Consider the following 21,684-nt stretch of genomic DNA (forward strand, 5'->3'; position numbering starts at 1 on the left):
GCTCACCGGACCGTCTCCGTTCGTGACTGCGGGGCTCGCAACCCCGGCTCACTCCTCGCGCTCACCGGACCGTCTCCGTTCGCACCGGTCCGGTGCCCGCGCTCACCGGCGCACCGCCGGGCCGAGACGGCTGTGCCGGGGACGGCGCCACGCGCCGGCGCCGGCCTCGATGAAGCGGGTCAGCAGCCGGGCGTCGTAGCCGACCCGCAGCAACTGGTCGCGGATGCGCTCCGGCAGGTGGCGGGGGACGGCCCGGCCGTCCGGCCCGGGACCGAAGACGGTGGTGGTGACGATCCGGTTGCCCTCGCCGACCCCGATCACCTCCTCCACGTGGGAGACGAACCGGTGCTTGCGCCCGCCGATCGCGGTCTCGTCCTCGACGGTCACGTAGACGATCAGGTCGAGGGCGTTGCCGGCCATCCGGCGGGCCTGGTCGACCGTCATCTCCCGGCCGTGGGCCAGCGCCAGCTCGATAATCCGTTCGCTCACCCCGGCCGGGGTACGGGCGTGGATGGTGCACATCGAGCCGCGGCTGGTCGTCATCGCCTGGAGCATCGGCACGATCTCCCGGGACCGGACCTCGCCGACGATGATCCGTAGCACGCCCATCCGCAGCGACACCGGGATCAGATCGGCGATGCTCACCTCGCCGGCCGGCCGCCCGTCCATGCCGCGCTCGCCGTGCCCCTCGCGGGACTCGAAGCTCATCACCGCCCGGTGCTTGCGGCCCCGGCGGGCCGGCAGCAGCTCCCGGCTCTCCTCCAGCAGCACGTACGGCTCGTCGGGCGGGATCTCGTCCATCAGCGCCCGGATGACCGTGGTCTTCCCCGCCCCCGCCAGCCCGGCGACCATGATGTTGAGCCCGGCCCGCATGGACGCGCGGAGGAAGTCGCGCAGCAGCGGGTCGATCATCTCGTCCAGGTCGGGGCGCGCGCCGGAGATCTCCTCCAGGCTCACCTCCAGCGTGTTGTGCTTCCGGATCACCGCGTACGGGCGGTGGCTGACCAGGAACACCGCCGCGAGCCGGCTGCCGTCGGGCAGTTGCAGGTCCAGCGTCGGCTTGGACGTCGACAGGGACCGCTCGGTCGCGCCGGCCCGGCGGGCGGCCGCCTGGAGGATCTCCACCAGCTCGTCGTCGCTGTCGGCGATCGGCTCGACCCAGTCGACGCCGCCGCCGTGCCGGGTGATGCGCACCTGGTCGCAGCCGAGGATGTGCACCTCCTCGATGGTGTCGTCGACCAGCAGCGTCTGGAGCCGGCCCAGCCCGACCAGCTCGGCGGTGACCTGGTCGAGCAGGATCCGCTCCTCGTCGGCGGCCATCGGGGTGCCGGCCCGGCGCACCGAGTCGGCGTACCCGGAGACCACGGCGACCGCGAGCCGGGCCCGCTCGACCTCCTCGGCGTTCGCGTCGAACTCCCGGCCGCGCTGCCACTGGGTGAGCCGTTCGCTCAGCTCCCGGCGCAGCTCGCGGACCACCGCGAAGTCCACCCGCGGTCGCGGCGGCGGGGCGGGCGCGGGCGGCGCGACCGGTGGCGCCGGGTGGTGGTGCCGGCCGTTGACCGGGGGCAGCGGCGGCATCGTGGAGGTCGCCCCGGGCTGCTGGCGCGGGTCGTGGGAGACCGGCTCAAACCGCATGACGCGCCTCCCCGGGCTGCTCACACCACATCCGGCACCTCCTGGGCGGCGGGCCAGGCGAGGCGGGCCCGGCGGCGGTCCAGCAGCGCCCGGACCGGCACCTCCAGCCCGCCGGCCGCGCGCATCAACGGCCGCCCGGCGCGTACGGTGCCGCCGAGGCTGAGCACCTCGGCGGTACGCGGGTCGGCCGGCATCGTGGCGATCACCGGCACCCGGAGCGCCTTGCTGATCTCGCCCTTGCCGTGGCCGTCGCCGACCACCAGCAGCCGCAGCGTGCCCGGGGGCACCCGGTGCTCGGTGAAGTCCCGCTCGATCGCCCGGATCATCGAGCGGGTGGCGGAGAGGTCGGGCAGCTGCGCCCGGGTGACCAGCAGCACCACCGCCGCGGCGCGCAGGATCGGCCACGGTGGACCGGGCACCTGGAGCCGCCCGCAGTCGACGATCACGTCGTACGGGGGCTGGCCCTTGTCCAGGTTGCCGAAGAAGTCGGCGAAGCGCTGCCAGAGCGGGGTGACGCTGCCCGCCTGGGCCGGGTCGACGACGCCCGGCAGCAGCAGCCGTTCCCGCCGCGGCGCGTCGAGGTCGACCAACTGCGACCAGAAGGCCGTCTCCAGGTTGCCGTCGCGCAGCTCCCCGACGGCCAGTTCGCCGATGCCCCGGGGCCCGTCCAGCGCGCCGCCGAGGTAGCCGGCGAGGATCGTGCCGCCGGCCGGGTCGCACTCGGCGAGCACCAGCCGCCGGTGCCAGCTCAGCGCGCAGGCCAGCGCGGAGGTGGTGACCCCGGGCGAGCCCTTCGCCGAGACCAGCGCGATGATCGCCATGGTCAGGCCGCCTCGACCAGGACCAGGGCGATCCGCTCCTGGGCGGCCAGCACCACCACGGCCGGCACGTCCCGGACGGGCAGCGCCACGTAGACCACCACGTCGTCGTTCTCCGGGGTGGCCGTGTCGATCACCGTGCCGGTGAACCGGGTGCTCGGCGCCGCGCTGTCGTCGTTGTCGGCGGGCGTGCTGACCAGCAGCACCTTGTCGCCGGGATGGAGCTTGCGGGCGGGCACCTGGCTCTGCTTCAGGCCGAGCGCGATCTGCTGCTGCCCCTCGGCGAGCAGCGGGGCGTCGGTGAGCTGCCCCATGGTCAGCAGCGTGCCGGGGGTGAGCGACACCGCCGCCCGCTTCCCGACCACCTCGTCGAGCTTGCCGGCCGGCACCGGGGACAACCCGGCCCCGCCGGAGACCTGCACGCTGACCAGGTCGTCGGCGCTGAGCGTCCGGCCGACCTCGACCGGACGGGCGACGGCCAGGTAGCTGCCGGTGGCCCGGACCGAGGTGACCGCGAAGGCCGCGCCGAGGCCACCCAACGCGATCAGCAGCACCGCCAGCCCGAGCAGGCCGGGGCGGGTCCGGCGCTGGCGGAGCACCTTCGGCGGGGCGACCGGCGCGTCGACCGGGGTGCCGTTGCGGGTGACCAGGCTCATCGGGTAACCACCTGAAGCTCGTCGATCTCGATCGGAATCGTCCCGCTGGTCCGGGTCTGGGCGATCACGCCGCTCTCACCGCCGCCGCGCCAGGACACCGACCAGTACGTGGTCGCGCTGACGTAGTAGGTGTCGGCCTTCGGGTAGCCGGAGTCGTAGCCGCAGTCCGGCGAGGTCTTCCCGGCGCGGGGCCCCTTCGGGTCGTACGGGGTGCCCTCGTCGGCGCAGGTGATCTTGACGCCGTTGCCCATGGTCCAGACGATCCGGTCGACCTTGGCGGTGATGTCCACCCGCAGGCCGCGGTCGGAGTCCCAGGCGTCGATCGGGCCGAAGTAGTTCTGCCCGGGGCTCGCCCACATCCAGACCGGCAGGCCGACCAGGCCGGGGCCGGTGTTGCGGCGGGGCGCCACCGCGATCCGGGGCGGCAGCAGCGAGATCGACGCCAGCACTCGCCGGGCCAGCTCCTCCGGGTCGGGCGGGGTGCCGTACCCGGGCGGCGGCGCGTCGCGCAGCTCCTCGTGCTGATCGCCCAGGTCACCGCCGTTGCAGGTGACCAGGTACCACTGCTTGCCCTCGGGGGTGCCGGCCGGTTGCGGCTCCTCGAGCTTGTAGTAGCAGCCGTCGGCGTTGTTGAACCAGCCGAGGAACTCGTTGTAGCAGGGCAGCGGCTTGCCGTTCCACTGGCACTTCGGGGCGGAGCCGCCCCCGGTGTCCCCGCCGGTGTCGCCGCCGCCGCCCGGGTCGCCGGGGGTGCCGGGGTCGTCGTCCCAGATGCTGCAGTCGTTCTGTCCGGGCGGGCACTGCGGCCCCGGCGCCTCGGCGGCTGCCGGCGCGGCGGCCGGCACCGGCGCGGCGAGCGCGACGAGCAGGGCCAGCAGCGTTGTGGCGAGCAGCCGGCGGGGCGTCCCGGCCCGGTCTCCGCGGGCCGGGACGCGCCCTCCTCCCCAGGTCAGCACGGCTGGTCCTCGTGGGCGGCGCCGGAGCTGATCAGCCAGCGGCCGTCCGGGTACCGGGTGGCGGTCGCGGTGGCCAGGTGGCGGCCACCGCCGGAGCCGGGCACCACCCGCCGGTCCTTGGCGTACACCAGCCGGTAGCCGGTGGCGTCCAGACAGTCCTGGATCTCCACGGTCTGCGGGACGGTGCCCAGGCTGACCGAGGTCACCGTCGGGTCGGAGCGCAACGTGCCGGTGCGGACCGCGCCGTGCGTTCGCGCCTGGCCGATCGCCACCCGAACCCGGGTGAGCAGCGGATCAGCGAGGAAGCGGGGGAGTGCGGGATGCCGGGGATTGCTCTCGCGGCTCGCCTCGCGGGACGCGGTGAGATATCCGGCGTAGGCGGCGAGCGCGGCCTTGGCCGCGGCCCGTTCCTCCTCGGCCGAGTGCCGGGGCTGGGCGGCGGTCTTGCGGGCGGCCGGTCCGGCGGTCGTCTCCGCGCCGCCGCAGCCGGCGGTCGACCCGACCACCGTGGCGACGACCAGGCAGGTTGTCCATCGGCGGGGATGCCGTGTACGCAACGCCGTGCCCTCCTCGGTGCCGCCCGGCGGACCGTTTCCGGCGGCCTCCGGGCATGCGCCAGCGCGTCCGGATGATGCCGTCCGGACCTCGATTCACGCTGTCACATTTACCTGTGCGGATCTCTTAAGGAATGGTGGAGCCTGATGTCTCGGGTGGCCTCCGACGCTGTTGACGGGGGTTGCGCCGTACCCAAGGGGCGAGCATAGGCTCACGTCCGCCGATGCAACAGAGGCAATTCGATCGAACACTCTTGGTGATGATCGGAGGTGATCAGGGGTGGATGACGGTGAGCCCGGCGCGCCGGGACGGGTTGCCGCGCCCGGTCGGGGCGAGGGTGCCGCCGGTCGGCCGGATCCGGTCGCCGAGCCGACAATGCGACCAGAGGATATGGCACCTGTCGATGCGTCTCGCCCGATCCGTCCCCGGGTCGAGAAATCCGCGCCGGGGGATTCCCGCGAATGTGGGAACCCGGTGGAGGCGGCTGATCCGTGCCCGCCGCAGGCCCCGGATCGTCACCCGACCAGGGACCGAGAATCACTCTCCGTACGGGCCTTCGCCGCCCTGGCCGTGACCCCGGTGCTGCGGCTCGCCGTCGCCCGGCACGCCGTACCGCCGGGTTCGCCGGACCGGGCGGGCTGCGACGGCTGCGGGGAACCGATCGGGCTGGGCCGCCCGGGGCTCGGTCCGGCGGCCCGGTGCCCGGCCTGCGGGGCGCGGGTCGGCGCGCCGCCGGGCAGCGTCGAACTGGCCGTCCTCGCGGCCCTGACGGTGCTGGTGCTGGCCGACGCGACGCTCGCCGAGCGGGCCGCGCTCGCCTGGTGGCTCGGCTGGGCGGTGCCGCTGGCGCTGGTGGACCTGGCCGTGCACCGGCTGCCCGACCGGCTCACCTGGCCGGCCGCGGCGGGCACGGCCGCGCTGCTCGCGGTGGCCGCGCTGACCGGCCCCGGGCCGACCCCGTGGCTGCGTGCCCTCACCGCCGGGGCGGCCCTCGGGCTGGCCTTCGCGCTGACCACGCTGCTGCTCGGCCGGCGCGGCTTCGGCCTCGGCGACGCGAAACTGGCGCTGAGCGTGGGCATGCTGCTCGGCTGGTACGGCTGGCCGGTGCTGGTCGCCGGGCTGCTGCTCACCTTCGCCCTCTCGGCGGTGGTGAGCCTCGCGCTGCTGCTGGCCCGCCGGGTCAGCTGGTCGAGCCACCTCCCCTTCGGCCCCTTCCTGATCCTCGGCACCTGCCTCGCCCTCCTCCTCCCCACCTGACCCACCCATCCGCGCCCCTCCCCGGCCCCCGCCGGCCTGCCGCAGACCCTCGGTGATCAAGAGGTTTGCGTCAGAGAGAGCCCTTTCCCGAGACGCAAACTTCTTGATCAGCGGAGTGACTGACCCCGGCCGGGACGCGATCAGGGGCGGTCGGCGGTGGCGGGGAGGCGGTCCGAGCCGGTGCGGTGGCGGGCCAGCAGGTCGGCGACGGGGCGGGCGGCCAGTGCGGTGCCGGCCAGCGTCACCAGGGCGCCCAGCGCCAGGCCGGCGGCCACGTCGTGCGGGTAGTGCACGCCGACGAAGACCCGCGACAGCGCGGCGAGCAGCGCCAGCGGGACGGCGACCAGCCCGAGGCGGCGGGAGAGCAGCAGGGTGGCCGCGGCGAGCGCGCCCGCGATGGTGGCGTGGTTGCTCGGGAAGGACCAGTCACCGACCGGCGGGCAGTGCCCCGCCACCACCCTGGCGACCGTCCGGCAGGGCCGGTCCTGGTCGAAGAGGAGCTTCAACGCCTCGCTGCACCCGTACGCGAGGACCACGGTGACCGGCGCGACCAGCGCGACCGCCCGCGGCCACGGCTGACCGCGCAGCAGCCGGGGCGCGGCGGCCAGCAGGAACAGCGCACCGAGCAGCAGGATCGCCCCCTCGGTGAAGTGCACCGCGAACCACTGCACCGGTGCCGGGGAAGAGTCCGCGACGTCGGCGATGTCGCGGTACCAGCCCTCGCTGATGTCGGGAACATCCGTCATGCCCGTCTGCATCGTGCCTCACCTCACCAAATGTTCATACCCCGTTTACCTGCGACGAACGGTACGAATCACGGAGGCGGCCGACATCGTGCGATGGTGAGGGTTTGACCCTGACCTTCGTCTCAGCGAGTTCACAGCGGCGGGCGGATTGGCCGGCCGCCGACCAGGGGTAACGACAGTTGCGTGCGTAGTGACGAGAACTGGCTGATCCGGCGGACCGCGGACGACAGCGACCGACTCGGCGAGACCGAGTCGGTCTTCGCGCTCAGCAACGGCTGGGTGGGCTGGCGCGGCACCCTGGACGAGGGCGAGCCGTACGGCATGCCCGGCAGCTACCTCAACGGCTTCCACGAGCAGCGCGAACTCAGCTACCCGGAGGACGGGTACGGCTTCCCGAAGCGCAGCGACACCGTGGTCAGCGCGCCCAACGCCGCCCTCGTCCGGCTCTGGGTGGGCGACGAGGCGCTGGACCTGCGCACCGGCACCCTGCGCGGGCACGAGCGGGTGCTCGACCTGCGCGCCGGCGTGGTGCACCGGGAGACCGAGTGGGTCTCCCCGGGCGGGCACGGCGTCCGCATCCGCAGCACCCGCCTGGTGTCGCTGCCCCGGCACCCGATCGCCGCCGTCCGCTACGAGGTGGAGCCGCTGGACGACGCACCGGTCGAGCTCCGGGTCTGCTCGGACGTGCAGGCCAACGAGCGGGTGCCCGAGCGCGCCGACGACCCCCGGGCCGCCTCGGTCGTCCACGACCCGCTGGACGCCGAGGCGCACCGCTGCGACGGCGGCTCGGGCGTGCTGGTGCACCGCACCGACCGCAGCGCCCAGCGGGTCGCGGTCGCGGTGACCCACGAGACGGAACTGCCCGAGGGCTTCACCGTCTCCGACGACTGCACCCCCGACCGCCTGCGGCTCTGCGTCGAGGGGCGGCTGCGTCCCGGCCAGCGACTGCGGATCACCAAGTACGCCGCGTACGAGTGCACGCCGGTCGACGGGGTGCCGCCGGGCGAGCTGGCCGACCTGGTCGCCGGCGAGGCCGACGCCGCCCGGGAGCACGGCTTCGACGCCCTCCTCGCCGACCAGCGGACCGCCCTCGACGTGCGCTGGCAGACCGCCGACGTGCAACTCGACGGCGACCCCGAACTCCAGCAGGCCATCCGGTTCGCCGTCTTCCACCTGCTCCAGGCCGGCCGGGCCGACGGTGACCGGACCATCCCGGCGAAGGGGCTGACCGGCAACGGCTACGACGGGCACGTCCTGTGGGACACCGAGGGCTACGTGCTGCCGGTGCTGACGTACCTGATGCCGGAGGTGACCCGGTCGGCGCTGCGCTGGCGGCACGCCCACCTGCCCGAGGCCCGGGAACGCGCTGCCGAGCTGCGGCTGCCCGGCGCCACCTTCCCCTGGCGGACCATCAGCGGCCGGGAGTGCTCCGGCTACTGGCCGGCGGGCACCGCCGCCCTGCACGTCAACGCCGACATCGCCGACGCGGTGCTGCGCCACGTCGGCGCCACCGGCGACGAGGAGCTGCTCGCCGAGGTCGGGGTGGAGCTGCTGGTCGAGACGGCCTGGCTCTGGCACGGCTTCGGGCACTGGTCGGACGAGGGCGCCTTCCACATCACCGGCGTCACCGGCCCGGACGAGTACGCCGCCCTGGTCGACGACAACCTCTTCACCAACCTGATGGCCCGGCGCAACCTGCGGGGCGCCGCCGACGCCGCCGAGCGGCACCCCGCCCGCGCCGGGGAGCTGGGCGTCACGCCGGCCGAGATCGCCGGCTGGCGGGCCGCCGCCGACGCGATCCACGTCCCGTACGACCGCAAGCGCGGCGTGCACCAGCAGGCGGCCGGCTTCACCGAGCAGCCCGAGTGGGACTTCGACGCGATGACCGAGGACGACTACCCGCTGCTGCTGCACTTCCCCTACCTGGAGCTCTACCGCAAGCAGGTGGTCAAGCAGGCCGACCTGGTGCTGGCCATGCAGCGCTGCCCCGACGAGTTCACCGCCGAGGAGAAGGCGCGCAACTTCGCCTACTACCAGGCCCGCACCGTCCGCGACTCGTCGCTCTCCGCCGCCTCCCAGGCGGTGCTCGCCGCCGAGGTCGGGCACCTGGACCTGGCGTACGACCTGTTCGCCGAGGCGGCGCTGCACGACCTGGCGGACCTGGGCGACAAGACCAGCGACGGGTTGCACCTGGCCGCGCTGGCCGGCGCGTGGACGGTGCTGGTGGAGGGCTTCGGCGGGCTGCGCGACCAGCGGGGCGAGCTGTCCTTCACGCCCCGGCTGCCGGCCCGGCTCGACCGGCTGGCCTTCGGGCTGCGCTGGCGCGGGCACCGGCTCCGGGTCACCCTCACCCGCGACGAGGCCCGCTTCGAGCTGCCCGACGCCGCCCCGGACGTCGAGGTCACGCTGCGGCACGCCGGGGAACCGGTCACCGTCACCGGGGAGAAGGCCGTGACCCGGCCCATGCCGCCGGTGCCGGACCCGGGCCCGGAGCCGCCCTCCCCGCGCGGCCGGCGCCCCGCCCGCCGCGCCTGACCGACCGCACCGGGGTCGACCGGGTCGGGCAGTCGTGGGAGTGTTCACCGGGCCGGTACCCACGACCGCAGCGGACGAGGAGAATCACTGATGCAGGACAACGCGGTTCGCGGGGGCGCGTTCCTCACCCTGGTTGCCGGCCTCGTCCTCGTCGCCCTCGCGCTGACGGAGGGGTTCCGGGAAGCGGCCATGGTGGTGGCGGGAATCGCCACCCTCCTGGGAATCGCCATCTTCCACGCCGGGCTCGTCCGGCAGCAGGGCGGTGCGGCGGACCGGTGACCGTGGGCGCCCGCCCGCCGCTCGCCCGGCTAGGGTGGGGCGGGTGCCCGAACTCCAGCGCCTGACGCCCGACCACGCTCCCGCGCTGCTCGACTTCGAGCGGGAGAACCGGGCGTACTTCGCCCGCAGCGTGCCGGACCGGGGCGACGACTACTTCGCGCAGTTCGACGCCCGGCACGCGGCGCTGCTCGCGGAGCAGGACACCGGCCGGTGCCACTTCCACGTCCTGCTCGACGACGACGGTCGGGTGCTGGGCCGGTTCAACCTGGTCGACGTCGCCGACGGCGCAGCGGACCTGGGGTACCGGGTCGCCGAACGGGCCACCGGGCGGGGGGTCGCCACGGCCGGCGTACGGCAGGTCTGCGACCTGGCCCGCGACGCGTACGGGCTGATCCGGCTGACCGCCGCCGCCACGCGGGACAACACCGGGTCGCTGACGGTGTTGCGCCGGGCCGGCTTCACGCCGGTCGGCGAGGTGCTGCTCGACGGCCGCCCGGGAGTGCGCCACGTCAGGGAGTTGGCCGGCTGATTCCGCCCGCCATCCGCTCCCGTACGGCCTCCAGATCCTCGAAGGCGTACGCCCAGTTGTGGCACTTGAAGCTGCGCAGCCCCTCGATCGGGGTGTGGCAGTCGACGCAGTGCACCCCGGCGATGCCGTCCGGCACCTCGGTGTTGACGTACTTGCGGTCGCCGAGGATGACCGTGGCGATCATCGCCGGGTCGTGCACGTTCTTGAGCGCCGAGGAGACGATGTCCAGCCAGGTCTGCCGGCGGCCGCACTTCGGACAGTCCGGCTCGTCCCCGCTGACCCAGAGCGGCGCGCCGATGCTGCTCGCCGGCATTCCGAGCAGCTTCTCGATCCGGCGTACGTCGTGTTCGGGGGTGACCCAGCGGTGCCGCCCGGGCAGCGCGGCGGGTGAGTCGTACACGGCTCGGAACAGGGCCGGATCGACCTCGACGGTCTCCCGCTGACTGGTCATCGCGTACCTCCTCGGCGACGGTCGTGCCCCCGTCGTACGGCAGCCGCCGGCGGACCGCAGCCGGATCATCGACACGAGGGGTCAGCGTATCGTCGCTGCGGGTGCTAGACATGCAGGCGCGACGTCGCCGAGGGAGGGGAGTGGCCGGTGAGCGCGCCGACCCACGCCGACCAGGGGCCCAACGTGGCCCGGATGTACGACTACTTCCTGGGCGGCTGCCACAACTTCGCCGCCGACCGGGCCGCCGCCGAGCAAATCCTGTCGATCTTTCCGGACACCGGCATCGCCGCCCAGGCCAACCGCCACTTCCTGCGCCGGGCCGTCCGGTACGCCGCCGAGCAGGGGGTACGCCAGTTCCTCGACATCGGCGCCGGGCTGCCCACCCAGGGCAACGTGCACGAGATCGTCCGCCAGGTCGCGCCCGACTCGCGGGTGGTCTACGTCGACGTGGACGAGGTCGCCGTCGCGTACGCCCGGCGGCTGCTGCCCGCCGACGACCGCACCGTGGTGGTCCGCGCTGACCTGCGCCGCCCCGACGCACTGCTCGCCCACCCCGACGTGCGGGCCCTGCTCGACCTCGACCGGCCGGTCGCGGTGCTGCTGGTGGCGGTGCTGCACTTCGTCACCGACGCCGAGGACCCGTGGGCCGCGGTCGCCCGGCTGCGCGAGGCCAGCGCTCCCGGCAGCCACCTGGTCGTCTCCCACCTCACCTCGGACGGCGCGCCGCCGCTGCCGGCGCAGCAGGGCCGAGCGGTCTACCAGCGCAGCAGCGCGCCGCTGGTCCCCCGCACGCACGCCGACATCCTGCGTTTCCTTCAGGGGTACGACCTGGTCGAGCCCGGCCTGGTGCCGGTGGCCGAGTGGCGGCCCGACGGCGAGCCGCAGGAACGCGTCTCCCACGGCTACGGCGGGGTCGGCGTCCGGCGCTGACCCGCCCCGAGCGGAAAACCTCCCCGTTCCGACACCTGTCGGCGCGCCGCCCGCCCTGGTGTGATTCCTGGCGGGCGCCGTCGGCCACGTCCTCCGGCCGGGCCGCCCGGCGCACGAGATGCGCCGATGCCGTCGTCGCGCCCTTCGCGGGAGCGCGGCGCACAGGGAGGAAACAGGGGGGTGTGCCCTCCGGGCCCCTGGGGGGTGGTCCGGAGGGCACGCGTACGTCAGCCGCCGGGCAGGCCGGCCGCCCCCCGGCGGACCGCCTCGCCGGCCAGCCGGGACCGGCGCCGCTCGTCGTTGGTGACCAGCCCGAACTTGTCGTACAGGTTGGTTAGGTGCTTCTTCACGGCGCTCTCGCTGACCCCGAGCGCGGAAGCCAGCGCCCGCACGGTGGGCGGCTCCGGGAAGGCCGTACCGCCCTCGACGTACGGGCGGCAGAGCACCTCGACCAGCTCCTGCTCGCGCCGGGTCAGCGCCGGGGGCGCCGGCGGCGGCTCGACGCCCACCGTCCGGGTGCCGGTGAGTTCCGCCGGTGCCCGGAAGAGCAGCCGGGCCGGGCCGATCTCCACCCGGTCGCCGTCGCGCAGCAGCCGCGCCGCCTGCACCCGACCGCCGTTGACCGTGGTGCCGTTGGTGCTGCCCAGGTCGCGGATCGTCCAGCCGGACGGGAAGCGTTCCACCAGGGCGTGCAGCCGGGAGACCAGCTTGCTGTCGATGGGCAGCTCGTTGCCCGGCGCCCGGCCGATGGTCAGCGCGTCGGTGGTCAGCGGCACCAGCCGGACCGCGCCCACCCCGTGGACCTCGAAGTAGCCGGCCGTCACCGGTCGCACCAGGGCTCGGTGGTCGCGCTCGTCGCCGCCTTCGACCGGTCGGCGGTCACCGTCGCGGTGGCCGTGGTGCACCGCCCCGCCGACGGGTACGGCTCGGTCCACAGCTCGAACGGCTGCCCGACCGCGCGCTGCCGCGCCGAGGTCGCCCCGCCCTCGCGTACCGCCAGGTCGACGGTCCAGGTGCCGCCGCCGACGGCCGCGTTGTCCCGGTACTGCTTCCACACCCAGACGTACGCCATGGTGGCGCGGCAGCTCGGCGACCAGTACTGCTTGACCGAGATCGCCCGCAGGCCGCCCGCGTGCCCGTAGGCCGAACTGCCGACCTGGTAGGCGTCGGCGTAGCAGGGGCCGGGCGGCGCGTCGTCCCGGCTCGCCGGTCGGGGCCGGCCGGTGCCGACGACCGGGGTGACGACCCGTCGGCCGCCCGCGGTCAGCTCCAGCGACGCCCGGATCGGCCCGGCGGCGCGCGGCACGGCGACCAGGCGCACCGCGCACCGGTCGCCGGGCGGGAGCGGCCGGGTGGTGCACCCGTCCGCGACGATCCGCAGGTCGCCGCGGGACGGCCCGGTGACCGTCAACCCGGTCAACCGGACCGGTCGGTCCGCGCGGTTGCCGACGGCCACCACCTGCTCCGGCGACTCGGCGTTGAGTTCCAGCTCGCCGAAGGGTACCTGGGCCGGCACCTCCACCGGGGCGGGCGTGGGCAGCGCCCGCGACCCGCCGGCGGCCAGCACCGACGCCAGCGCGACGAGCAGCCCGAGCGAGCGGGTCAGCGCGTGCCGGCGTACCCCCGAGGGCGGGCGCGTGACGGTGGCCGACAGCGCCAGGGCGGCCCGGCGGCGGTCGGTCAACGACAGGGGCGCGGCCTGGTCGGCGGGCGACTGCGGCTCCGGCCCGCCAGGGTCGACGCCGGCGCCGCCGAGGACGAACGGGCTCACCGGCAGGCCCGCCGCCGCCTGCGCCGCGCGCAGTTGTTCGGCGAACGCGGCGGCCGTCGCGGGCCGCCGCGCCGGATCCTTGGCCAGCGCGCGCTCCAACGCCGCGCACACCCCGTCGGGTACGCCGAGTGGGCGCAGGTCCGGCACCGGGTCCACGGCGATCCGGCACAGCAGGGATTCCAGCGACTCCCCGTCGGCGGGGGCGAAGGCCGGGGCGCCGCGGATCCAGTGCAGCACGGTCGAGGCGAGCGCGTAGACGTCGGCGGCCACCGAGGGCGGCCCGCCCCGCAGCACCTCCGGCGCGGCGTGCAGCACGCTCGCGGTCACCGTCCCGTCCGCGCTGGTCGGGCGGGCCGCGCGGGGCCGGGCCTGCCCGAAGTCGGCCAGCTTCGGCTGGCCGTACCCGGAGATCAGGATGTTCTCGGGTTTCACGTCGCGGTGCAGCACGCCCGCCCGGTGCGCGGTCTCCAGCGCCCCGGCAATCGCGATGCCCCCGGCGACCGCCTCGCGCCAGTCGCCGACCCCGCCGCCGCGCAGCCGGTCGGCCAGCGAGCCGCCCTCCTCGTACGCCATCAGCAGGTACGGGTTGCCGGCGGCGGTGCGGCCGGCCTGGTGCAGCGTGACGATGTGCGGGTGGTCGGAGAGCCGGCCCAGCATCCGCAGCTCCCGGTCGAAGCGGGCGCGGGACGGGCCGTGCCAGTCGGCGGCGAGCACCTTCACCGCCACCCAGCGGGAGAAGTCGGGCTGCCAGGCCCGGTAGACCACGCCGAAGCCGCCCCGCCCCACCTCGACGGCGTCGGTGCAGCCGTCGACCCCGAGGACGGGGTACGGGCTCTGCTCGACCGGCTGTTCGCTGTGGACCATCGCCGTCGAATGCTACCGATGGCTCGCGACAGGGCCCTCAGCCGCTCGTACTCCGCGCCGGGGCGCCCTTCTCGTGCGGGGGCGCCCCGGCGCCGACCGTCAGTGGTCGTTGTAGAAGCGGTATCCGGCGCACTCCGACTCGTGGCCGTCCTTGTACCGGCAGAACAGGAAGCCGATGTACCTGTTCTCCGGCAGGTTGTAGGCGCCGCCGTCACTTGCCCGGCGGGTGGCGCAGTTGCCCTCCCCGCCGCGAGTGAAGGTGTACAGGTTCGGCCCGTGCGGCTCGTCGAGGTTGACCCACATCTTCACCGCGTACCCGTCGGCGTCGGTATCGCAGATCTTGACGATGTCGCCGTGCTCGGTGAAGTACGCCTCACCGCTGTAGTCGAAGATGCCGCCGCCGAAGGCGTCTCCGGTGTTCATGACGTGGTACGAGTCCGAGGCCATGGCGGGGCTGGGCAGCGCGACGGTGAGCGCGGTGACCGCCGCGGCCACGCCGAGCGCCTTCCGCATGGTGAACTTCATGCCGTTGGTGTTCCTTTCGGGGTTGTGCGGGGTCGCGGCGTCCCGTCTGCCGCCCGGAAGCGCCGGGCGGCCCGCCCGGCGCTTCCGGGCGGGCCGCGTCATGGCTCAGCGGTCAGCAGACCGTGCTGGTCGAACCACCCGTGCCGTTGAGGTAACCGGTCACGTGGGTGCAGTACGCCGCAGTGGCGGCCGGCGCGCCCCACAGTTCGGCGCGGGTGGTGTCGTTCAGCCGACCCACCCCGTAGTCGGTGCCGCTGTCCGACTCGTTGATCACGTGGACGTAGAGGTCCCAGTTGGAGTGGCTGGCGCGGTACTGCTCCCAGACGTAGATGTAGGCGTAGTTGTAGCCGCAGCCGTAGTACTGCTTGACCGAGGCCGCCTGCATGCCGCCGACCGTCAGCACCCGCGTGGTGCCGATCTGGCGGACGCTGGAGCAGCTCGACGGCGTGCTGGCCAGCGCCGGCGACGCGTCGACCAGCGCGACGGCGCCGGCGGCTAGGAGCGCGCCCGTGGCGGCGAGGGAACGGCGGAGGATCGACATTGTCTGCCCTGCTCTCTCTGGTGATCCGTCGCCGATGAGGAAACCAGGGGCCGGGCGGCGCCGACAGGTGACGAAGCGGCGACCATTTCCTCCCCCCGACGTGTAACGCCTCGACCGTCCACATCGCCCTTTGCTCGGAAGCAAGGTTGATCTTGGCTGCGGCCCGATCAGCGCCCGGTGTTCGGATCCGGGCACCGCACCTTCGGACAGGGAGTTGCATGCGCATCCTTCACGCACGTTCCGGCGCGGCCCTCGCGTTGGTCGCCCTCTCCACCACCCTCGGCTCGGTGGCCGTCGCGAGCCCCGCGTCGGCCGCTCCGGAACGCGCGGACCTCACGGTCGGCCTCACCGTCGACCGGTCGCGGATTCCCGTGCAGGGTGAGGTCGTCAAGACGGACATCAAGGTCGCGAACGCGGGGGTCGCGACCGCGGACGGCATCACCGTGACCGTCGACCTTCCGGCCGACGCGTACGTCTCCGGTGAGGGACCGGCCCTGGACAGTTGGCAGTGCTCGGCGCTGAGCCCCCGGATGGTCTGCGCCCACGCGGCCCTGGCCCCCGGGCAGAGCGCCGACCCGTTCACCGTCGGGATCCGGTTCCGCCCCGGCACCGACGGCCAGACGGGCGACATCACCGCCACGGTCAGCACCACCAGCCGGGAGTCGAGCACCCGGAACAACTCGGCCACCCAGACCGTCACTCACGACGCGAGCGTGATCTACCCCGACCTCTACGTGTCGAGTGTGGCCCCCCTCAGCTACGAGGTGATCGAGGGGGACTGGGTCAAGTACCCGATGCACTTCAGCAACCGCGGCACCGGGACCGCCCAGGACGTCCGCGTCCGGGTGGCAGCCCCAGCCGGGCCCTTGGGAGGCGTCGGAGACCAGTCCGACCCGTCCTGGCAGTGCACCACCGTTGTCACCGATCAAGAGTGGGAGTGCGTGAACGGGCCGCTGGCACCGGGCGAGCAGACCCCGCTGCTCTCGTTCAGCGGCCGGGTGCCGGCGGGCGGGCAGCCGGGTGACCAACTGCCGGTGAGCATCACCGTCTCCACCAGCACTCCCGAGGAGGACCCCCGCGGCAACACCTACGAGGCGGCCTTCGTCTACGTCACCCCGGCGTACCTCACCGGGCGAATTTGGCTGGACGCGGACGCGGACGGCCAGCGCGACCCGGAGGAGAGCGAGGCGCCGGCGGGTGTCGGCCTTGCGGTACAGCCGTACAGCGGCTTCACGCGCAGCGACGTCACGGTGAACGCCGACGGAACGTACCGGCTGGCGCTGCACGACGGGCAGCACCGGCTGCTGGCGAGCCTGGTCTCGACCACCCACCGGTTTACCACCCCGGACGTGGGCGACGACGCCACCGACTCCGACGTGTTCGTCACCTACGACAGCCTCGAGCAGCAGGAGGCCCAGTCCGACGACGTCTTCCTGGTGCAGGGCGCCGAGACGGTCCTCGACATCGGGCTGGTCAGCGTCGGCTGATCTGCGTTTCACCCGGGCCCTGGCCGGTGCGCTCCGCGCCCGGTCAGGGCCCCGCTCTGCTTGACCGACGCTCCGACACTCGTGCCATGGATGACCGCTACCGGCACTTGCCGCCCCGCATCGAGCCGCGCTACGAGACCCAGCCGGTTTCGGGGCCGCCGCCGCTGCCGGAGGTGGAGGAGACGATCGGGTTGACGGCGGGGGGCCAGGTCCAGGACTTCTCGCGGTTGGCCGACGGGCTGACCGGGTCCGGACCGACGCGGGGCAACGGGGTGCTGCTCGCGGTCCTGATCGTGCTGGCCGTGCTCGTCATCACCGCCGCTGTGTGGCAGCTCCGCTGAGCGGTCCGGTCTCGGGACCTGAATGACACCTTGGTGTCAGGATCTGCCACACCGCCTCCACTGACCTCAACGCTATGGCTGCCTCGACGGGGAGAATGGGACTGGACGAGGAGGTCGGCGATGAGCGAGGACCGAGAAGGCAATGACCGGGCAGCGGACGAGGAGTTCGAAGCCCAGCGACACGACAGGTTCGGCAAGCTGCCGGGCCGCGTCGCGCCGGACGAGCTGGTGGAGACGGCAGACACGGAGCCTCCGCACGAGGAGCCGGGGGAGCCTCCGGTGCGCCGGGAATGGGGGTAGGAGTCGTAGCCGGAATCCGGCTACGGTTCGTCAGGCGGTCAGCAGCCCGACGCCGAGGCTGATCACGCCCGCAGCCAGGGAGAGCGCGCCGATCCACAGCACCCAGACGAACCTGTTGGGCTCGGTGGCGTTCCGGCCGGCGGAAGAGGCGAAGAACCCGACGGACATCAGGATCGCGGCGACGGGCAGTCCCAATCGCGCGATCCACAGCACGGCGCCGGTGAGGTTCGTGGCGTCCACATAGAGCAGGCCCACCAGGCTCAGGATCACCAGTACGCCGGCATGGCCGTGCCCGGCGCGCGCGAAGGACTTCTGGAAGTCGGTCATCGGCACCGCGCCCTGGGCGATTCGGGTCATGAACCAGCCGCCGACCTGGATGGTGACGACGGTGAGGAGAACCACCCCGGCGATCATGCGGGACTCCGTACTCAGAGCCATGGTCTGCATGGCGAACTCCTTCGGGTCAGCTTGACGAGGGGTTGTCGGCAACGGCGTCTGATCTTGTGATGCCGGAGCGCCGCACGTGCAGGACGCGTCGGGCCGCGGTGCGGTCGGCCGATCGGGCCACCCAGACAGCGATGGCGATGTAGAGGACCTGCTGTGGGATTCGCAGCCACAGCGGAGTCGGCTCACCCCCGTTGAACGGCACATCGTTGACGGCGGCGTAGACGTTCGCCGGAAGCAGGAGCACGTAGAGCGCGGCAAGGCTGATCCCGGCCGCCCAGCGGGTCGCGGTCAACACCAGGCCCACGGCGCCCAGCAGTTCCAGCACGCCGGTCAGGTAGACCATCGCACCGGCGAACGGCACGACCGGCGGCACCATCCGGACCAGATCGGCGTGGTTCGGCATCACGGTGACGCTCGGCGGGACGAAATGCGCCGTCGCGGTGACGACGAGCATGACCGCCATCGCGTGTGCCGCGCTGGCCGCCCAGGTGGCGAAGCGGCGCACACCGAACGCCCCCAGTAGGCGGAAGCCCAGCAGGGCGATCACCAGAATCGTTTCGATCATGGTCTTCTCTCTCGATGGATAGTGCGGCTATCCGTTTATGGATACTGCTACTATCCATCCGGCCAGAGAGGACGTCAAGGATGCGAATCGCGGAGCTGAGTCGGCGGTCAGGGGTTGCGGTACCGACGATCAAGTACTACCTACGGGAGGGCCTGCTGCCGCCCGGCGAGCTGACCAGCCCCAACCAGGCCAGCTACGACGAGCATCACCTGAATCGACTTCGCCTGATCCGAGCCATGATCGACCTGGCCCAGGTCCCCGTGGCCCGAGTCAGAGCCGTACTGGAGGCGCTCGATTCCGACACCCTGTCCCTGCACGAACGGATCGGGGTGGTGCATCGGGCCGTCACCCCGAGTCGGCAGCTGACCGCAGGCGACAGCGCACGCACGGCCGCCGCCTTGCAGGTGCAGGAACTCATCGAACGGCGAGGCTGGGCCGTCGAGCCGAACTCACCTGCGATCACCACCCTGGTCGAAACCATCAGCGTCCTGCGCTCGCTCGGTCAGGATCACCTGGTCAGCTTCCTCGACTCGTACGCGGAGGCGGTTGAGCGGTTCACCGAACTGGAGGTCGCCGCGGTCGCCTCCCGGGACGATCCCGACCAGATCGCCGAGAGCGTGGTGATCGGAACCATCCTCGGCGAGACCCTCGTCGCGTCGCTGCGACTGCTGGCCCAGGAGAACATCTCGTCCCGGCGCCTGCGCTAGGCAGCTGAGCGGGGCCACTCGAAGTTGTGCCGCAGCTGCGCCCGATGATCTTCGAAACTAGGATCTGCCTCGAAGTCGGGTTTGCCGCCGCCGGGCGACCATTCGCCGGCTCGCCACGAGCGCCGTCAGTCCAACCAGCGCCACCAGGAACTGCCCGAGGGGCCACCACACGGCGAGCAGCCACCGAGCCGCCCCCTCGGGCCATGAAGGCGACGGCCCTCCGAAGCTGTCCAGCAGGTCGGCCGGTACGTCCACGAATAGCGCGCTGGACGGTAGCTCGACCAGCTCAGGTCGGGAACCGTCGGGACGGAACTCCCGCAGCGTGACCGCGCCGACCTGCGTCCAGCCGGTCTCGGACCAGAGTTGGTCGTCCGGTCGCTTGGCCAGCCCCTTTTCCGGCTGGTACTCAGCGACGACGGCGTCACCGTCGCGCTGCCAGCCGAGCAGTCGGGCAGCCAGGCCCCGGGCCGGGGGCAACGTCGGGCCGATGGCCGGTGCGCCAGTGCGTGCGTACCAGTAGCTGATGTGAATCGACCGCCGAGCCAGGCGTCCCTCGTCGCAACTCCCCCCATCCTCGCAGTCACCGATCGACCAGATGGCGATCCGGTCGCCGTCGGGCAGCCAGGCACCGGGCCCGGCGAGCCGGTCGCGCCAGGTGAGGGCACCGAGGGTACGGGTAGTGCCGGAGGCCAGGTCGATGATGTGCAGCGCGTGGGTCGTCGCCACGGCGAGGCGGGAGCCGTCCGGAGAGAAGGCGGCGAGGTTGCCGGGGCGAAACGTCCCGGTGATCTGGGGGAGCTGGTGTAGTGCCGCGGTGGCTGGGTCGAGCAGACTCAGCCGTCCCAGCCGCCCGTCGATGCTCTGTGCCATGACCAGCAACCGCCGGCCGTCCGGGGCCCAGACCACCGGCAGGCCACCGGCATACTGCCGGGCCTGGCCGGTGTTCAGGTCGAGGATCGCCGTCTGCCCGATCGGGTCGTCGGGCCAGCGGCTGCCCTCGAGCCAGGGTTGCGCGGCCAGCCGACGACCGTCGGGCGACAGGAGCAGATCTTCCGTCCCTGCGGTGGTTTCCCCGACCGTGCGGGCCAGCCGGTAGCTGCCGTCGCGTCCGACCACCAAGCTGCGCCCCTCCCAGCCCCAGATGTCGCTACCGCGCAGCTCCTGGTCGCCGGCCACCACCAGGGCTGCCGGGCCCGGCGGGTCTTCGAGGACGGTTGCCTCCCCGGTCATCGGCGGGTAGACCCGCGAGGGCACCACCGGCCGGTTTGCGGTGCCCGGCGCGGGACCGGCATCCGGCAGCGCAGGCAGCAGCAGCGGCATGCCGGCCAACACCGCCACGAGCGCCACCAACGCTGCCCCTACCTGGCGCCGGCGTCGTCTCCGGCCCAGCTGCCAAGTGTCAGGTGAGATCCGCGCGGGACGGGACTCCTCGGCCAGCCGACGTAGGGTCTCTTTCAGCACTTGATCGCTCATGACCGGACCTCCAGCAGTTCCACCAGCTCCGGGGCGAGTACCTTCAGCCGAGCCAGCCCGTCCCGCAGTTGGCTCTTCACCGTTCCCACCCGGCAGCCAAGGGTGTCGGCGATCTGCGCCTCACTGAGGTCACCGAAATATCGCAGCACGATCGCGGCACGTTGCCGGGGAGCAAGCCGACCGAGCGCCGCACGGACCGCGAGCGCCACGGCGACCTCGTCCGCCTCGTCCGACACCGGCCGGTCGGCCGCGTCCAGCGGAGCCTCCGGCACCTGCCGGGCTCGCCACCGCCACCAAGAGACGTGCTGGTGGTAGAGGGCTCGGCGCACGTACGGGTCCGGGTCACCGCCGGCCACCACCCGCGCCCACCGACCGGCGACCCGCAGCAAGGTCTGCTGGACCAGATCCTCGGCGAGATGATGGTCGCCCGTGAGCAGATAGGCGTGCCGCGAAAGACCCGGACCACGGGCCTGCACGTACGCCTCGAACGACTGCCGGTCGGCATCCACGCAGCACCTCCTGCCTACTCACACGCTGGCGCAGCGGATTATGGAGGGGCATCGGTGCCAGAAACTCCCCCGATCCTCCCGGGCGCGCCGTCGGCGTCCCGGCTGAACGACCCTGACCGGCAGGCTGCCCCGTCGGCTTTGCCCGGGCGGAGGTTGTCGGGATGGCGCCAACGTTCCTGTCTGCTGCACGCTGTTCGGTTGAGCAGGACCCGCTCGTGCCGGCCGGAGCCACGCAGGTGTTGCTGTGCACCACGCCCAGGGCATTGCATATCCACCCTGGGGTGGCGGACCCGCCGCGTCAGCGGGTGCCCAATGAGCGACCTTTTCCCACCCTGCTCTCCGGATGCCGCTTCCTGCCCGCACGACTTGGCGAGGATCGCCGTCCCCTGCCGCAATGCTGATCTCATTGTCCAGCGCGCCATTCAAGTGGCGCCATTGCCGAGTAATCATCCGTAGGCGGAAGGTTGTCTCCGCAGCTCAGAGGCCGTCCGTGGTGGGCCGCCAGGGACTCGAACCCTGAACCTATGGATTGCCGGCGAGCTGGCTGGATGGGATGTAGCGCGAGGTCATCCGGCCTGTTGGCGCACATCTCGATCTGGTTCGGCTGGCACGGTGCTGTACTTCGCTGCTGTATTGCTGGCGTCAGACTAGGCGCTGGATGCGCACCTCGGGCTGCTCGTTCCTGAGGTAACCTGCTTGTGTTGGCGGACCTGCTCGTTCCTGTCGCAACCGTCAGCGATCCCCGTCGGGGGGAGTCTGGTCGCCGTTGCCAGGCACTGTTAACGGACATCGTTCCGCACGCTCAGG

The 21,684-nt window shown here is 73.0% G+C and carries 24 protein-coding genes; 9 read left to right on the plus strand and 15 right to left on the minus strand.

The features are described 5' to 3' along the window. Positions 1 to 102 precede the first annotated feature (102 nt). Genes V6U88_RS10470 through V6U88_RS10490 form a run of 5 tightly spaced genes read right to left on the minus strand, consistent with a single transcriptional unit; the run spans position 103 to position 4,622 of the window. Positions 103 to 1,635 (minus strand): CpaF family protein, encoded by a 1,533-nt coding sequence (locus tag V6U88_RS10470; RefSeq protein WP_334451980.1) that lies wholly within the window; start codon positions 1,633 to 1,635, stop codon positions 103 to 105. Positions 1,636 to 1,655: 20 nt separating this feature from the next. Continuing rightward, positions 1,656 to 2,456: a ParA family protein gene (locus tag V6U88_RS10475; RefSeq protein WP_334451981.1), complete on the minus strand. Its 801-nt coding sequence runs from the start codon at positions 2,454 to 2,456 to the stop codon at positions 1,656 to 1,658. Positions 2,457 to 2,458: 2 nt separating this feature from the next. Further along, positions 2,459 to 3,109: an SAF domain-containing protein gene (locus V6U88_RS10480; RefSeq protein ID WP_334451983.1), complete on the minus strand. Its 651-nt coding sequence runs from the start codon at positions 3,107 to 3,109 to the stop codon at positions 2,459 to 2,461. Then, positions 3,106 to 4,065 carry a hypothetical protein gene (locus V6U88_RS10485; RefSeq protein WP_442934611.1) on the minus strand — a complete coding sequence of 320 codons (960 nt, stop codon included), beginning with the start codon at positions 4,063 to 4,065 and terminating at the stop codon, positions 3,106 to 3,108. The genes V6U88_RS10480 and V6U88_RS10485 overlap by 4 nt, the downstream gene beginning before the upstream one ends. Further along, a complete protein-coding gene (locus V6U88_RS10490) occupies positions 4,059 to 4,622 on the minus strand; it encodes a hypothetical protein (RefSeq protein WP_334451984.1) in 564 nt (187 codons plus the stop codon). The genes V6U88_RS10485 and V6U88_RS10490 overlap by 7 nt, the downstream gene beginning before the upstream one ends. A gap of 562 nt (positions 4,623 to 5,184) precedes the next feature. Here V6U88_RS10490 and V6U88_RS10495 point away from each other — a divergent pair. Next, positions 5,185 to 5,877 carry a prepilin peptidase gene (locus V6U88_RS10495; RefSeq protein ID WP_334452359.1) on the plus strand — a complete coding sequence of 231 codons (693 nt, stop codon included), beginning with the start codon at positions 5,185 to 5,187 and terminating at the stop codon, positions 5,875 to 5,877. 140 nt (positions 5,878 to 6,017) lie between these two features. On the opposite strand, the gene V6U88_RS10500 is transcribed toward V6U88_RS10495, so the two are convergent. Then, a complete protein-coding gene (locus V6U88_RS10500) occupies positions 6,018 to 6,623 on the minus strand; it encodes a phosphatase PAP2 family protein (protein ID WP_334451985.1) in 606 nt (201 codons plus the stop codon). 183 nt (positions 6,624 to 6,806) lie between these two features. Here V6U88_RS10500 and V6U88_RS10505 point away from each other — a divergent pair, with 183 nt between their 5' ends. The 3 genes from V6U88_RS10505 to V6U88_RS10515 all read left to right on the plus strand — a co-directional run bounded on the left by V6U88_RS10505 (position 6,807) and on the right by V6U88_RS10515 (position 9,966). Further along, complete coding sequence (locus V6U88_RS10505; RefSeq protein ID WP_334451986.1) at positions 6,807 to 9,158, plus strand: glycoside hydrolase family 65 protein; 2,352 nt, start codon at positions 6,807 to 6,809, stop codon at positions 9,156 to 9,158. Between the two features lie 90 nt (positions 9,159 to 9,248). Then, positions 9,249 to 9,437 carry a hypothetical protein gene (locus V6U88_RS10510; RefSeq protein ID WP_334451987.1) on the plus strand — a complete coding sequence of 63 codons (189 nt, stop codon included), beginning with the start codon at positions 9,249 to 9,251 and terminating at the stop codon, positions 9,435 to 9,437. Between the two features lie 43 nt (positions 9,438 to 9,480). Beyond that, a complete protein-coding gene (locus tag V6U88_RS10515; RefSeq protein ID WP_334451989.1) occupies positions 9,481 to 9,966 on the plus strand; it encodes a GNAT family N-acetyltransferase in 486 nt (161 codons plus the stop codon). On the opposite strand, the gene V6U88_RS10520 is transcribed toward V6U88_RS10515, so the two are convergent. Next, positions 9,947 to 10,417: a hypothetical protein gene (locus V6U88_RS10520; RefSeq protein WP_334451990.1), complete on the minus strand. Its 471-nt coding sequence runs from the start codon at positions 10,415 to 10,417 to the stop codon at positions 9,947 to 9,949. The two genes, V6U88_RS10515 and V6U88_RS10520, sit on opposite strands and share 20 nt — an antisense overlap. A gap of 147 nt (positions 10,418 to 10,564) precedes the next feature. Here V6U88_RS10520 and V6U88_RS10525 point away from each other — a divergent pair, with 147 nt between their 5' ends. After that, a complete protein-coding gene (locus V6U88_RS10525) occupies positions 10,565 to 11,347 on the plus strand; it encodes an SAM-dependent methyltransferase (protein WP_334451991.1) in 783 nt (260 codons plus the stop codon). 227 nt (positions 11,348 to 11,574) lie between these two features. Here the strand turns inward: V6U88_RS10525 and V6U88_RS10530 are convergent, their stop codons facing one another. From V6U88_RS10530 to V6U88_RS10545, 4 genes are all read right to left on the minus strand, one after another. Then, complete coding sequence (locus V6U88_RS10530; RefSeq protein ID WP_334451992.1) at positions 11,575 to 12,180, minus strand: FHA domain-containing protein; 606 nt, start codon at positions 12,178 to 12,180, stop codon at positions 11,575 to 11,577. Further along, complete coding sequence (locus tag V6U88_RS10535) at positions 12,168 to 13,982, minus strand: serine/threonine-protein kinase (protein ID WP_334451994.1); 1,815 nt, start codon at positions 13,980 to 13,982, stop codon at positions 12,168 to 12,170. Before V6U88_RS10535 ends, V6U88_RS10530 begins: the two co-directional genes overlap by 13 nt. 99 nt (positions 13,983 to 14,081) lie before the next feature. After that, positions 14,082 to 14,507, minus strand: a complete 426-nt coding sequence (locus V6U88_RS10540; protein WP_334451996.1) for a hypothetical protein — start codon at positions 14,505 to 14,507, stop codon at positions 14,082 to 14,084. Between the two features lie 112 nt (positions 14,508 to 14,619). Further along, complete coding sequence (locus tag V6U88_RS10545; protein ID WP_334451997.1) at positions 14,620 to 15,048, minus strand: hypothetical protein; 429 nt, start codon at positions 15,046 to 15,048, stop codon at positions 14,620 to 14,622. A gap of 218 nt (positions 15,049 to 15,266) precedes the next feature. Between V6U88_RS10545 and V6U88_RS10550 the strand changes: the two genes are divergently transcribed. The 3 genes from V6U88_RS10550 (at position 15,267) to V6U88_RS10560 (ending at position 17,176) form a co-directional block, all read left to right on the plus strand. Beyond that, a complete protein-coding gene (locus V6U88_RS10550; RefSeq protein ID WP_334451998.1) occupies positions 15,267 to 16,535 on the plus strand; it encodes an SdrD B-like domain-containing protein in 1,269 nt (422 codons plus the stop codon). An 86-nt stretch (positions 16,536 to 16,621) separates the two neighbouring features. Beyond that, positions 16,622 to 16,876: a hypothetical protein gene (locus tag V6U88_RS10555; protein WP_334451999.1), complete on the plus strand. Its 255-nt coding sequence runs from the start codon at positions 16,622 to 16,624 to the stop codon at positions 16,874 to 16,876. A 120-nt stretch (positions 16,877 to 16,996) separates the two neighbouring features. Further along, positions 16,997 to 17,176: a hypothetical protein gene (locus V6U88_RS10560; protein WP_334452000.1), complete on the plus strand. Its 180-nt coding sequence runs from the start codon at positions 16,997 to 16,999 to the stop codon at positions 17,174 to 17,176. A gap of 30 nt (positions 17,177 to 17,206) precedes the next feature. On the opposite strand, the gene V6U88_RS10565 is transcribed toward V6U88_RS10560, so the two are convergent. Both V6U88_RS10565 and V6U88_RS10570 read right to left on the minus strand, forming a co-directional pair. Continuing rightward, complete coding sequence (locus tag V6U88_RS10565; protein ID WP_334452001.1) at positions 17,207 to 17,590, minus strand: hypothetical protein; 384 nt, start codon at positions 17,588 to 17,590, stop codon at positions 17,207 to 17,209. 49 nt (positions 17,591 to 17,639) lie between these two features. After that, entirely contained in the window at positions 17,640 to 18,188 is a 549-nt protein-coding gene (locus V6U88_RS10570; RefSeq protein ID WP_334452002.1) for a DoxX family protein, read from the minus strand. An 80-nt stretch (positions 18,189 to 18,268) separates the two neighbouring features. On the opposite strand from V6U88_RS10570, the gene V6U88_RS10575 reads away from it, so the two are divergent. Continuing rightward, positions 18,269 to 18,895 (plus strand): MerR family transcriptional regulator, encoded by a 627-nt coding sequence (locus V6U88_RS10575; RefSeq protein WP_334452003.1) that lies wholly within the window; start codon positions 18,269 to 18,271, stop codon positions 18,893 to 18,895. A gap of 57 nt (positions 18,896 to 18,952) precedes the next feature. On the opposite strand, the gene V6U88_RS10580 is transcribed toward V6U88_RS10575, so the two are convergent. Both V6U88_RS10580 and V6U88_RS10585 read right to left on the minus strand, forming a co-directional pair. After that, positions 18,953 to 20,242 carry a hypothetical protein gene (locus V6U88_RS10580; RefSeq protein ID WP_334452004.1) on the minus strand — a complete coding sequence of 430 codons (1,290 nt, stop codon included), beginning with the start codon at positions 20,240 to 20,242 and terminating at the stop codon, positions 18,953 to 18,955. 122 nt (positions 20,243 to 20,364) lie between these two features. Further along, on the minus strand, positions 20,365 to 20,877 hold the full coding sequence (locus V6U88_RS10585; RefSeq protein ID WP_334452005.1) for a SigE family RNA polymerase sigma factor: 513 nt from the start codon (positions 20,875 to 20,877) through the stop codon (positions 20,365 to 20,367). Positions 20,878 to 21,684: the final 807 nt, after the last annotated feature.

This window comes from Micromonospora sp. CPCC 205739 (genome assembly GCF_036906795.1).
Lineage (GTDB): Bacteria > Actinomycetota > Actinomycetes > Mycobacteriales > Micromonosporaceae > Micromonospora.